The 12145-nt window shown below is 43.6% G+C and carries 13 protein-coding genes and 5 pseudogenes; 14 read left to right on the top strand and 4 right to left on the bottom strand.

Features of this window, described 5'->3' with window-relative positions:
- The 3 genes from ACOTZD_RS00745 to comJ (ACOTZD_RS00735) all read left to right on the top strand — a co-directional run bounded on the left by ACOTZD_RS00745 (position 1) and on the right by comJ (ACOTZD_RS00735) (position 1747).
- On the top strand, positions 1 to 477 hold the full coding sequence (locus ACOTZD_RS00745) for a hypothetical protein (RefSeq protein ID WP_032628402.1): 477 nt from the start codon (positions 1 to 3) through the stop codon (positions 475 to 477).
- Between the two features lie 71 nt (positions 478 to 548).
- Positions 549 to 1100 (top strand): hypothetical protein, encoded by a 552-nt coding sequence (locus ACOTZD_RS00740; protein WP_023324827.1) that lies wholly within the window; start codon positions 549 to 551, stop codon positions 1098 to 1100.
- 164 nt (positions 1101 to 1264) lie between these two features.
- Positions 1265 to 1747: a competence protein ComJ gene (gene comJ, locus ACOTZD_RS00735; RefSeq protein ID WP_023314287.1), complete on the top strand. Its 483-nt coding sequence runs from the start codon at positions 1265 to 1267 to the stop codon at positions 1745 to 1747.
- 32 nt (positions 1748 to 1779) lie between these two features.
- Here comJ (ACOTZD_RS00735) and ACOTZD_RS00730 read toward each other — a convergent pair.
- Positions 1780 to 2187 (bottom strand): annotated as a pseudogene (locus ACOTZD_RS00730) (DUF933 domain-containing protein); the annotation flags it as partial.
- Between ACOTZD_RS00730 and ACOTZD_RS00725 the strand changes: the two are divergent.
- The 3 genes and pseudogenes from ACOTZD_RS00725 to ACOTZD_RS00715 all read left to right on the top strand — a co-directional run.
- Positions 2174 to 2332: pseudogene (locus ACOTZD_RS00725) on the top strand (RHS repeat protein); the annotation flags it as partial. The pseudogenes ACOTZD_RS00730 and ACOTZD_RS00725 overlap by 14 nt on opposite strands.
- A gap of 153 nt (positions 2333 to 2485) precedes the next feature.
- Complete coding sequence (locus tag ACOTZD_RS00720; RefSeq protein ID WP_045898815.1) at positions 2486 to 3274, top strand: Appr-1-p processing protein; 789 nt, start codon at positions 2486 to 2488, stop codon at positions 3272 to 3274.
- A gap of 629 nt (positions 3275 to 3903) precedes the next feature.
- Positions 3904 to 4422 carry a hypothetical protein gene (locus ACOTZD_RS00715; RefSeq protein ID WP_023324823.1) on the top strand — a complete coding sequence of 173 codons (519 nt, stop codon included), beginning with the start codon at positions 3904 to 3906 and terminating at the stop codon, positions 4420 to 4422.
- A 518-nt stretch (positions 4423 to 4940) separates the two neighbouring features.
- On the opposite strand, the pseudogene ACOTZD_RS00710 reads toward ACOTZD_RS00715, so the two are convergent.
- Positions 4941 to 5338, bottom strand: a pseudogene (locus ACOTZD_RS00710) (DUF933 domain-containing protein); the annotation flags it as partial.
- Between ACOTZD_RS00710 and ACOTZD_RS00705 the strand changes: the two are divergent.
- From ACOTZD_RS00705 to ACOTZD_RS00675, 7 genes and pseudogenes are all read left to right on the top strand, one after another.
- Positions 5334 to 6518, top strand: a pseudogene (locus tag ACOTZD_RS00705) (RHS repeat domain-containing protein); the annotation flags it as partial. The pseudogenes ACOTZD_RS00710 and ACOTZD_RS00705 overlap by 5 nt on opposite strands.
- Positions 6519 to 6523: 5 nt before the next feature.
- Positions 6524 to 6730 carry a hypothetical protein gene (locus ACOTZD_RS00700; RefSeq protein WP_022648388.1) on the top strand — a complete coding sequence of 69 codons (207 nt, stop codon included), beginning with the start codon at positions 6524 to 6526 and terminating at the stop codon, positions 6728 to 6730.
- 442 nt (positions 6731 to 7172) lie between these two features.
- Positions 7173 to 7460, top strand: a complete 288-nt coding sequence (comJ, locus tag ACOTZD_RS00695; protein ID WP_023314282.1) for a competence protein ComJ — start codon at positions 7173 to 7175, stop codon at positions 7458 to 7460.
- Entirely contained in the window at positions 7457 to 7939 is a 483-nt protein-coding gene (locus ACOTZD_RS00690; protein ID WP_023314281.1) for a hypothetical protein, read from the top strand. Before comJ (ACOTZD_RS00695) ends, ACOTZD_RS00690 begins: the two co-directional genes overlap by 4 nt.
- Before the next feature lie 26 nt (positions 7940 to 7965).
- A complete protein-coding gene (locus ACOTZD_RS00685) occupies positions 7966 to 8442 on the top strand; it encodes a hypothetical protein (protein ID WP_003856645.1) in 477 nt (158 codons plus the stop codon).
- Between the two features lie 476 nt (positions 8443 to 8918).
- Complete coding sequence (locus ACOTZD_RS00680) at positions 8919 to 9284, top strand: hypothetical protein (RefSeq protein WP_003856647.1); 366 nt, start codon at positions 8919 to 8921, stop codon at positions 9282 to 9284.
- A gap of 100 nt (positions 9285 to 9384) precedes the next feature.
- Positions 9385 to 9675, top strand: a pseudogene (locus tag ACOTZD_RS00675) (YciI family protein).
- Between the two features lie 49 nt (positions 9676 to 9724).
- Here ACOTZD_RS00675 and ychF read toward each other — a convergent pair.
- Together ychF and pth are read right to left on the bottom strand one after the other, a co-directional pair.
- Positions 9725 to 10819: a redox-regulated ATPase YchF gene (gene ychF / locus ACOTZD_RS00670; protein ID WP_003856650.1), complete on the bottom strand. Its 1095-nt coding sequence runs from the start codon at positions 10817 to 10819 to the stop codon at positions 9725 to 9727.
- A gap of 126 nt (positions 10820 to 10945) precedes the next feature.
- On the bottom strand, positions 10946 to 11530 hold the full coding sequence (gene pth, locus ACOTZD_RS00665) for an aminoacyl-tRNA hydrolase (RefSeq protein WP_006810922.1): 585 nt from the start codon (positions 11528 to 11530) through the stop codon (positions 10946 to 10948).
- A 274-nt stretch (positions 11531 to 11804) separates the two neighbouring features.
- Between pth and ychH the strand changes: the two genes are divergently transcribed.
- Positions 11805 to 12080: a stress-induced protein YchH gene (ychH, locus tag ACOTZD_RS00660; protein WP_003856655.1), complete on the top strand. Its 276-nt coding sequence runs from the start codon at positions 11805 to 11807 to the stop codon at positions 12078 to 12080.
- The last annotated feature ends 65 nt before the right edge of the window (positions 12081 to 12145 follow it).

The raw sequence follows: 12145 nt of genomic DNA, 5'->3' as shown, positions 1-12145 counted from the left end.
ATGATTGATTTTAATGCTGATATTTTATCAGGAAGAGCACTAGGTAACGTTTTTTTGGGGGATAATATCAGTAAGTACATAAGCGAGTTATATGCTGGCTATAAGGTAACTTACTTTGATTATTTCTTGCCTGATGATAAGAAAAGGCTTGCATATATTGTAGATGACACAATGACAATCGCTACCCTTGAAGATGGAACGATCATTTCTATTGGTTGTAACGTAAACTATAAGGGGAGGTATAATAAAATATTACAAACAGGCCAAACGATGGGGGAAATAATAGGGTTGACTTACAAACAGCGTATATTTAATGGCTGTATTATTATAAATGACGACTTTGGTTTTTCATTCGAGTTGCCAGCGCCATATGATGAAATTGCAGATAGCATTGCACATGTTCCACTAGATCTTGTTCTTAATGAAATCCGTGTTGCTGATTACTCTGATTGGAACCCACAAAAAATAAAACGCTGAAGTGTGGGTTAGGGTTGATCCCTCGGATTATTTACTTTACATAAAACCCTAGGTAAGCATTTTCTGGAGTCATGACATCCACTGTCGTAAGTAAAATACCCAGCGCCCGTCGCAGCGCCGCTGGGATTACTACTACCGCAATAACTTGGTGCGCGAAGAGCGGGACGATAACCCGTTCAAATGGTACCGCTGGCAGTACGACAGACAGTGCCGGGCGTCTCCTGGTTCAGGACGGCACGCTGGCCGGAGAGGAGCAGGGGGTCTGGGATGCAGCCGCTAACCCGCTCGAAGGTTCTGTTGAGAACATTACGCACAACCGCCTGGCGCAGCTGAATGATATTCGCTGGCGTTATAATACCCATGCTTGCACTGTAGAGAAGGATAACGGCCAAACCCGAGGAACCGCAAAAAACCGCAGACGCAGGTCAGCTTCCGCTACGATCCGCTCGGTCGCCGCATCAGTAAAACGCGACGCCAGAAGCTGGGCGGACAGCCAACCGGCAAGCCATCACCACCCGGTGTGTCTGGGAATGACTGCCTACTGGGGGAAGCGCACGGGGATGTGCTGTTCACCTACGTCGACGAAAGTGGTCAGGACAACTACGATTTGCTGGCGCGTGTAGATAGTGTTGATGCTTCATATATCTTCTGGGTCCATTGCCAATCCAACGGCACGGCACAACTTATAACTGATATCTAAAAGCAGTAATTTTGGTGCAGGTTCGAGTATTGGTAATGTTTTTCCATAACAATCATATGGAACAAGAATAAAAGTCTAGGGAATATAATGAGTGATAAGATCATGCAAACAGTAGATCTGCTAATTTCACATAGTCAAATATTGTTACGATCCAGAGACTATGACGAAAAGCTGAGTCAGTGGGGAAAAGGTAATGTTTCTCAAGGCGCTGTTTTACACAAGGATTATGTTGTATTCGATCCATTACCAGAGGACGCATTTGGAGCAAACGTCAATATCAAAATAGATAATGCTTTTAAATTAGATCAAAATGCACAACGCTGCATTGTTGTTCCATTTTTTATTACGGATAAAAATAAGATCCAGATCGCATCTGCGACAGAGAAATTTGATGTAAGCATTAACGTAACCGGCAAGATTTATTCGCTCTTTTATGAGGTTTGTGAAGGGGACGAGATTTATTATAATTTTACTCTTGTGCCTGAAAAAGAAGCAATCCCTGCTAAGTTTTTATTAGACGACCCTTGGGGAGGGAAAAAATACAATCCTCTAAAAGAGGGTTTTTTTTAAAGTTAATAATAACTAAATCGAATGAAAAAAAATCATACGTTAAACAAGAAGTTCACCACATGAACCTCGTTAACGAAGTAATCTTTCCCTTCCGTACGCATCTTGCCTGCTTCTTTCGCGCCTTGCTCACCCTTGCAGGTGATAAAGTCTTAAAACGCGATAGTCTGCGCACGAATGAAGCCCTTCTCAAAGTCGGTGTGGATCTTACCGGCCGCGTGAGGCGCAGTCGCACCGACAGGGATGATTCACGCGTTCACTTCTTTCACGCCCGCGGTGAAGTAGGTTTGCAGGCTGAGCAGCTCATAGCCCGCGCGGATCACGCGGTTCAGCCCCCGCTCGGCCATGAACTCTTTATGGTCGCCGTCGATGATTTCAGCGATATCGGATTCAACCGCGGCGTAAACCGCTACCTCTACAGAACCTTTACCGCTTGAAGACTCTGCTGAGAAGGTCACGCACAACCGTCTGACGCAGCTGAACGTCATTCGCTGGCACTACTGTTATGACGGTGAACATCACCTGACGGAGGTCATCAGCCAGCTGCGGGACCGTAACAGGCCGCGGACGCAGGTCAGCTTCCGTTACCCTCATACATTGTGACATTCCCAACAGTCAATCAATATAGAGGTGATCCTTTGGGTTATCATCAAGCGTTACAGGTAAAATTAGATGTAACTGGCTTAGATGTAATTGAACCCCGGAAAAATACATTTTTGATCTTAAACACAAAAGATCTCGTTGTCTCTAAAAGAATTGTTAAAAGTGGGAGGAGTTGTGGTTGAGGTGAAAATATATTATAAAGGAAGTGTTGATTTTATTGCAGGTGAAGGGACTATTCTCAATGAGTTCATAGGAGAAGTAGCCACGCGACAAATAAATATTATAGATGGAAATTATTATGCTTCTTCCTCTTTGCTAGATAAAAAAGAAAAAGTTGGCTTCCTGCTGTATGATGGTAAGAAAAGCGACCTGAACTTAAGTGACGCCGAAGAAATTTCAAATGAGGAATTTGAAGTTTTCTGGCAAACATCAACGGGTTCATTGCAAGAAAAAAAGCGAATAAAATACTTGTCTGGAGATGCTGTGGAACCTTTGAAAAAATCCACAGTTATTGCTCATATTGTGAATAATAAAGGGAAGTGGGGTAAAGGTTTTGTTCTGTCCCTTTCAAATAAATATCCTGCGGCAAAAAAAAGCTATCTTAGTTGCTTCAAAGAAAATAACTTCCCAGAATTAGGGGTGGTTGATTTTGTTATGGTTGATGCTCAGGAGAAGATATTTATTGCGAATATGTATGCGCAGGATGGTATAAAGAAAAATATCAACGACAAAAAACAATACGTATGTTATGACTCTCTGAAAGTTTGTCTTGAAAAATTATCTGACTTTGCTTTAGTTAATCGCCTTTCTATACAAATGCCAAGGATAGGAGCTGGCCTCGGTGGTGGTGATTGGAATGTTATAGAGTCCTTAATACTAAAAAATATTTGCTATAAAATGATTGATTGCAATGTAATAACTTTATAATTTTAAATAAAATTTAACCATAGATTATGGTGTTTTTGGCGGTTTCTTAGGCAAAGTTTTTTATTTAAAAGGACAAGATCTTAAGTATTATAATATCTATAACAATATACTATTGATCAAGGGAACGAGTTTCACGACAACCAAAAATACGCCGAGGCTTTAGAGCAAAACCAAAAAGCCTGGCAAGCGCTTCCTGAGCCAAAGCTCGAATGGGAACTCGCCAACTGGATCGCTGCCTGCATGTACAGCGCATGTTTTGATCTTGCGGATTATGCTGAGGAAAACAAATGGGGAAAAACGACATTACGGACACGTGGATCGGATATAGACACTGCACCCTTAATCGATCTCGGCATGGTCTGTTATGAGTTAAATCAATTCGAGGAAGCGTATAAATATTTTAACGATGCTCATAACTACAGCAAAGAGCGTGCGTTTCAGGATAGACCTAAAAAATATCTAGAGTTCTATCTGCGCAAAAGGGATAAGTTCGTTACTCTATAAAAAAATCAAACATTACGCGTGGATCCGACAACGCCAGGTAGGTCGTGTGAATTACCATCAATATGGGCAGAATGGCTTGAAGAAGTAGCGATTCCAGGCTCCGGGAATGTAAGATAGGTTACTATATGAATATCAATAAAGATGACGAACTCCTTGTGATAGTTAAGTATGAAGGAAGATTTTATTGGTTCGTTGCGTTCAAGGAAATGTGGGTCTTAGACAGAGTAAAATGGGTAGAGGATTTTGTGAAAAGTGGGGTGGAAATAAACCTACAGAATACCCATAAGGAAAGATATGACATACCAGTTGTAAATGAAGAAAACGCGCAGATATTCATTGATGGTTTAATTAACGATGGTTATTCATACGATAAGGATGACATTGCTGAGGAGTTTTATAAAAGGCTTTCGCAAAAAACAATTTGGTGGGATATATATGAACTTATGCCGGATTTATTTATAGACTTTGATAATAAAAGATTATATTCGGAATATGTTGAGAGTATGCATTATCAAGAATATGTTCCTGATGGTTGGCAAGGTGAACTTGTTGATTTTTGCAGTAATGGATCGTTACCTCAAGATGAAATGTTCTGGATAAAAAATGAAACTGATCATAGAAGCGTTTTGATCGCTAAAGGATAAAATATATTTTCGGCAAACCATTTTTAGACAATGCAATGGTCGATTCAACACGCCAATTTGTGTTTGTGTTAAGCGAGACAAAGCCGTTACCAATCGTTTTGACCATCTTCAACGCTCAGGGTGAAAAACTATTTTGGTCTGCATCTCCTGAAAGTGCTATTTTCTATTACTTAACATTAAACCAGTCAAAGGAAGTGGTTGTTGTATGTAATTTTACAGTAATACAAAATGGCTGGCATAATTGGTTTTATTCTTGGGATATGAAGCGTAACGCGTTGTCTAGATCAGGACCTTCGTACTAAATTCACATTTAACATTAAAATTACAGCGACAAGAGTGCCTGAAACTGGCGTACGCAAAGGGGGTATACCTGCTAAAGGTGAGAGACTTGCCTGACCAGCAGAGCGTTTACACCAGCACCCTTTTCAGACGTTAAAATTTGCGACTGCCGACATCATTCTCTTTACCATGTAAAAAAAATCCACGCCCAAGCGGGGATTTTTCCCATTAAAAACAACTCAAAGGTTAAACAAGAAGTTCATCACATCGCCATCTTTAATGATGTAATCTTTGCCTTCCGCACGCATCTTGCCTGTTTCTTTCGCGCCTTGCTCTCCCTTGTAGGTGATAAAGTCTTCAAACACGATAGTCTGTGTACGAATAAAGCCTTTCACGAAATCGGTGTGGATTTTATCGGCCGCCTGAGGCGCAGTCGCACCCACAGGGATGGTCCACGCACTTCTTTTACGCCCGCGGTGAAGTAGGTTTGCAGGCTGAGCATCTCATGGCCCGCGCGGATCACGCGGTTCAGACCCTGCTCGGCCATGAAATCTTCACGATCGGCGTCGTTCATTTCAGCGATATCGGATTCAACCGCGTTCCAAAACGCTACCACTACAGAACCTTTATCGCTTGAAGAGTCTGCTGAGAAGGTCACGCACAACCGCCTGACGCAGCTGAACGGCATTCGCTGGCGCTATGACATCCACGGCCGCACCGTGGAGAAGGATAACGGCCAGACCCGCTGGCACTACCGCTACGACGGCGAGCACCGCCTGACGGAGGTCATCAGCCAGCCGCGGGACCGCAACAGGCCGCAGACGCAGGTCAGCTTCCGCTATGACCCACTCGGACGACGCATCAGCAAAACGCGCCGCCAGATGCTGTTTGGGCAGCCGACCGGCAAGCCGGTCACCACCCGGTTTGTCTGGGAAGGGTTCCGGCTGTTGCAGGAGGTGCACGGGGATGTGCCGCTGACCTACGTCTACAGCGATCAGGACAGCTACGATCCGCTGGCACGTATCGACGGCGTTGATGCCCCGGAAATCTTCTGGTTCCACTGCCAGCCCAACGGCACACCGGAGCGGATGACGGATAGCGAAGGGCAGGTGCGCTGGGAAGGGGTGAACAGTGCCTGGGGCAAACTGCTGCGGGAAAGCGAGACGCAGGTATCAGGATATTCCCAGAACCTGCGTATGCAGGGGCAATACCTGGATCGTGAGACAGGGCTGCACTACAATCTGTTCCGGTATTATGACCCGGACTGCGGAAGGTTTACGCAGCAGGACCCGATAGGGCTGGCGGGGGGGATAAACCTTTACCAGTATGCGCCGAATGCGCTGGGGTGGGTGGATCCGTGGGGGTTGAGCCGCGAGTGTAGCGGTAAAACAAAACCTGATTTCTATGTTGGTCCAAATGGCCCTAGTTCGACTATGCCTTCTACAGCATATCGTTATATGGATAGCAAATATGCTCCACAGACAATAGAAAATAAATCAGCCCCGTTAAGTTATTTTGGGTATACGAAATATAAATCTGCACATGAAGCCAGGGACGCCTATCAAATTTTTTATGAGAAAGGTAATCCTGATTCATGGAGTGATGCACGTTTATTAGGTGAGTTTGATACATTACAACTGTATAAAAATGGAGTGCCTCAGGTGCAAGTACCTCTTGCCAATGGTGGTCGAGGGCCTGGATATGAGCTTTTCACCAGTGCATATCCTGAGTATGGTAAAGGTGGGGCATTACAGTTGCTACCAATCGAACGTAATTACCCTGTTATTTTTGAACGTGTTACTATAATTCCGGAGTAAAAGCGATGACAGATGAAGAGTTACGAAAGAATCTTGTTTTTTTAATAAAAAAATATGTTCCGGAAAGTCAACAAAAAGCATTTTATGATGATATATCAAAGTCTACTGTGCCAGTGAAAGGTATTTTAGCTGACTTTAATAAAATCAAAACCAGAACTGTTGATGAAGTTGATGGAGATTTAATACGGGATATTTACTTTTATTTTTGTTGACAGATAATTACGTGGGGGATTTATTTTTCCGTTCGTTTTTATATTTTTTTGGTTGGGAATGGCTCGGTAAAGAGATGAAAATTATCTTTACCGGCAATCAAAATATCAGCAATGGCGTTTAGGAAATTATTAGTTACGCTGATCTCACAGAAAAAATAATTGAAAATATTTAATTATGCTGGTGATTTGTATAATGGAGAGGACTAAATCAGGCGGTTAGTTGTTGCCGAATATCCTAATTAAACTATAATGGGGGTTTCAGGGTTTGCGCTTGTTACTAACATGCTGCTCAAAGTTTGAGCAGCAGGGGAAGGGTGCTTCCCCTATCAGTTTTCATATTACAGCTAATCATTAACCCCTTAAAGAATTTCACAAGCATTTTATTTTTAATGGACTGACCCCACATTATCGGTAGAACGATAATAAAAATCGAGGTAATGTAATGAATGATAAAAAAATACAAATAGTTGAGCTACTGATTTCACATAGTCAAATGTTGTTACGATCCAGAGACTATGACGAAAAGCTGAATTACTGGGGAAAAGGCAATGTTTCTCAAGGTGCTGTTCTTCACAAAGATTATGTTATATTCGACCCATTACCAGAGGACGCATTTGGAGCCAACGTCAATATCAAAATAGATAATTCTTTTATATTAGATGAAACTGCTCAACGCTGCATTGTAGTGCCATTTTTTATTACAAATAAAAATAAGCTTCAGGTCGCATGATTGAATTTAAATTCAACCCGATTACCGGTGAGCTAAACCTTGATGGTCTTCCTTTAAAAATAGATACTGAAGAAGGCTTTTGTAAGTGTGATTTATATCACGAATTAGTAAAACGCAAAGCTGTAAATAAAAATATGTCGAATCACTACCTTGTTGACTCAGTAATGTTTTTCGATAAAGAATTTCAAGTTACTATACGCCCGGTGTGCTATGGTTTTCATTTTATGCTTCATCTTGTTGATAAAAATAGTCAATACTATAAATCATTAAATGATTGGAATGCACGAACTAATGTTCACATGCTAAATGAATCAGTGAAAAGCCTGTCTGACTGGCTGAAAGAATCACTGAACCTGGACACGCCTGATACCACGGAAACAGACATCATTAGGTGGAACTTTGAGTGGGGGCGGGTTTCAGTCTCATATGAGACAAAGTCATTTAATCATGGGGTATATATAGTTTGGAATATAAAGTAGTCACTTCCAAAAAAGGTGGTTTAGATATGTTAGAAATGAAACTTGATGTTCATACTGGATTTGTAGAAATTAACAACTACCCCATCGAATTAAAAGATGTTGATACTTTTAAAAATTCCGCATTTTACAAGTTTTTCTCGCCATTGACTACAGTAGGTCCTTTTTATTTCGCTATCGATAATGTTAAATGGAAAGATCAAGTTTTCATTTTGGAACTGAGGCCTTCAGCATTTTCTTTTTCTCCATCATTATTCCTTACTAGTAAGGATGGAAGTTTTTATAAAACGTTAGAGGATTGGGATAAAAGGGCTAGTCTGAGTAATTTATCGGATGAGCAGCAGCGTTTGACAGTATGGGTTGAGAATGAAATTACATCAAAGCCTAATCTTAAAATTAACAATCCCCCATATGGATTTCAATGGAGGCATGAATGGGGAAATATTGTTGTACAGTCTAATGAAAAAAGCTTCGATTGTGGTGTTTATATAGAATGGAATGTTTGACTAAATGATGTTAATGATTAATAAAATCCTCCATTTCTTATAGCCTTACTTTTTTATTGATAAACTTAAAATTTAAATAATGAAACTTACTAATCGACTGAAAAAGAAGTTATTAGTCCTTGATGGCATTGACAATGATTTCATAGAGTATGGAAAGGAAATAACATGCCCTGAATGCGAGGGGGTAATAGTCTACTCTATCGTAAACTCATATGAGTTTGACACGCTCACAGAAGAGGTAAAATGCTTTTTGGTTAAGAAAATGAGAGGTGTGAAGCTTGATAGTGAACATAAGAAATATAGCTATGATGAAAGCCAATTAGATGTTTCGAAAAACACATGTTCAAAGTGTTTAAAAGAGTTTTCCGCTATATTAACGTATAAAGAAGTGCAGCCAGCCCGATACCGGGTATATCTTGTGGGGCTTTTTGAAGGTGATTTGAAGCAGATCAAACTTTAAACGTTGAGGTTTACCAATGATTGAAAATCTCATTTGTATTAAAGAAAAAGACCTGCTTCAATGGGCGTGTGGTGAAAGTAACATACTTGTTAGTGTGCCATTTTTAAGCTATGCATTGGTCGACTTAACACGCCAGTTAGTCTTTGTGTTAAGCGAGCCTAAGCCATTACCAACCGTTTTGACCATCTTCAATGTGCAGGGCGAAAAACTATTTTGGTCTGCCCCTCCTGAAGGTGCGACTTTCTATTACTTAACATTCAACCTGTCAAAGGAAGTGATCGTTGTCTGTAGCTATCCAGCAAAAAAAAATGGCTGGCATGATTGGTTTTATTCCTGGGATATGAAGCGTAACGTGTTGTCTCAATCGGGCCCTGCGTATTAAGTTCAAAAGCGCCAAAAAAATGATAACTATAACCGGTGGCAAAAAAGGAACTGTATCAGCAGTTATATCAAGCAGTTTAAAAAAGGCTACGAGGAAAAAGTTGACTACGGTTTACATTGTCATATTGACGTATATAAACCCCTTGAGGAGGTTGACGCAACGATACCTTCTCATGTTGAGTGACTAAAAAAGGGTATTCAGAGGGGATATTTCTGACTTCCGGAAGACGGATCCCAAGAACTGGTGGGGTCATTCTCGCTAAATCTGAGAGTCCTGCATCTCTTAAAGAGCGCTAGCGCGAGGGCTCTTTTCAGGCGTTAGGCTTGTGTCTGCCGAAATCATTCCCTTAGATTCCAGCATGAAAACTGATCTCTTAGACAATGTGTTTTAACCTCACAATAAAAAAATCCACGCCAAAGCGTGGATTTTTTTCATTCAAATCAAACGTTAAACAAGAAGTTCATCACGTCGCCATCTTTAACGATGTAATCTTTCCCTTCCGCACGCATCTTGCCTGCTTCTTTCGCGCCTTGCTCACCCTTGTAGGTGATGAAGTCTTCAAACGCGATAGTCTGCGCACGAATGAAGCCTTTCTCGAAGTCGGTGTGGATCTTACCAGCCGCCTGAGGCGCGGTCGCACCCACAGGGATGGTCCACGCACGCACTTCTTTTACGCCAGCGGTGAAGTAGGTTTGCAGGTTCAGCAGCTCATAGCCCGCGCGGATCACGCGGTTCAGGCCCGGCTCTTCCAGACCCAGCTCGGCCATGAACTCTTCACGGTCGGCGTCGTCCAGCTCTGCAATATCAGATTCAACGGCAGCGCAAACCGCAACCACTACAGAACCTTCAGCCGCGGCAATTTCACGCACTTTGTCCAGATACGGGTTGTTCTCGAAACCGTCTTCGTTAACGTTGGCGATGTACATGGTTGGCTTCAGGGTCAGGAAACTCAGGTATTTGATCGCCGCTTTGTCTTCGTCAGTCAGGTTTTTCAGCGCGCGCAGCATGCCGGCATTTTCCAGCTGTGGCAGACATTTTTCCAGCGCAGCCAGTTCCGCTTTCGCGTCCTTGTCGCCGCCTTTGGCTTTCTTCTGCACGCGGTGAATGGCGCGCTCGCAGGTGTCGAGGTCAGAGAGGGCCAGCTCGGTGTTGATGACGTCGATGTCGTCAGCCGGATCCACTTTGTTGTTAACGTGGATAATGTTGTCGTTCTCGAAGCAGCGCACAACGTGGCCGATCGCTTCGGTTTCACGGATGTTGGTCAGGAACTGGTTGCCCAGGCCTTCACCTTTGGAAGCGCCTTTTACCAGGCCCGCGATGTCCACGAACTCCATGGTGGTTGGCAGAATGCGCTGCGGCTTCACGATTTCCGCGAGCTGGTCCAGACGCGGATCGGGCATAGGAACAACACCGGTGTTCGGCTCGATGGTACAGAACGGGAAGTTCGCCGCTTCAATACCTGCTTTGGTGAGCGCGTTGAACAGGGTGGATTTGCCCACGTTTGGCAGACCGACGATACCGCATTTGAATCCCATTTCTAAATCACCTTAATATCTTGATAATCAATCCGTTAACGATAACCGATTGAAGAAAAGTAAATAACTACGCCTATTATACACGTAACCCGCGCGACGCGCGGTAAAAAAGCCCCAGGGCGCCGATTATTGCGCTTTGAAAGCGTGCAGTCGATTGGTGGCTTTTGTCAGGCCATCCTGAAGCCAAATCTCGGTGCAGCGGGCCGCTTCGTCCACCGCTTCGTCAATCAACTTCTGCTCAGAAACCGGTGGTTTACCCAGTACGAAACCAACAACTTTGTTTTTATCGCCCGGATGGCCGATTCCCACGCGCAAACGGTGGAAATTAGGGTTATTACCCAGTTTGCTGATGATGTCTTTCAGACCATTGTGGCCGCCATGACCGCCGCCCAGTTTGAATTTCGCCACGCCTGGCGGCAGGTCCAGTTCGTCGTGGGCCACCAGGATCTCATCCGGATTGATGCGATAAAACGTTGCCATGGCCGCCACGGCTTTGCCGCTCAGGTTCATAAAGGTGGTTGGCACCAGCAACCGCACGTCAGCACCCGCAAGATTGATGCGTGAGGTATACCCGTAAAACTTGGGTTCTTCACGCAGGGGAGCGCGCAAACGCTCCGCCAGCAGATCAACATACCAGGCACCGGCGTTATGGCGGGTAGCGGCATACTCTGCGCCCGGATTGGCGAGGCCGACAATCAGTTTAATCGTCACAATTTACTTCCTAATGGGTTCCAGATCTGGCGCGTAGTTTACTGTCTGGCGCGCCGCTTGACAAAGTTCTGCCTGCGGTACACCGAAATGCGAATAATTTCTTCTTTGAACAATTAGAATTTCAAGCTGTTCAATGTCTTATTTGTAAATTTTTGTCCGGGAGTTATCAGTAAATGTGATCATTCACGCAACTCATATAAGAGGCGTTGTCTATACTTTACACACAAGGAGAAGGGGCTTTTCCCCTGACAACCCAAAGTTCCGGAGGTGACATATGAAACGCAAAAACGCTTCAATGCTCGGTAACGTGCTAATGGGGTTGGGACTGTTCGTGATGGTCGCCGGTGTCGGTTATTCAATCTTAAACCAATTACCGCAGCTTGACCTCCCACAATACTTTGCGCATGGCGCGGTGCTGAGTATCTTCCTCGGTGCGGTACTGTGGCTCGCCGGGGCGCGCGTGAGCGGACATGAGGAAGTCTGCGATAAATACTGGTGGGTGCGTCATTACGATAAACGATGCCGCCGCGACCAGCGCAAGCATAGCTAGTGCCCCATAAAGAACACCGAAACGACTTCATCTGAAGTCGTTTTTTTTTGCATGACGCATTGACC

Source organism: Enterobacter cloacae complex sp. SHL022 (assembly GCF_049237785.1).
Lineage (GTDB): Bacteria > Pseudomonadota > Gammaproteobacteria > Enterobacterales > Enterobacteriaceae > Enterobacter > Enterobacter hormaechei_C.
Note: the sequence above shows the minus strand (reverse complement) of the source record. Positions and strands in the feature narration are given on the sequence as shown.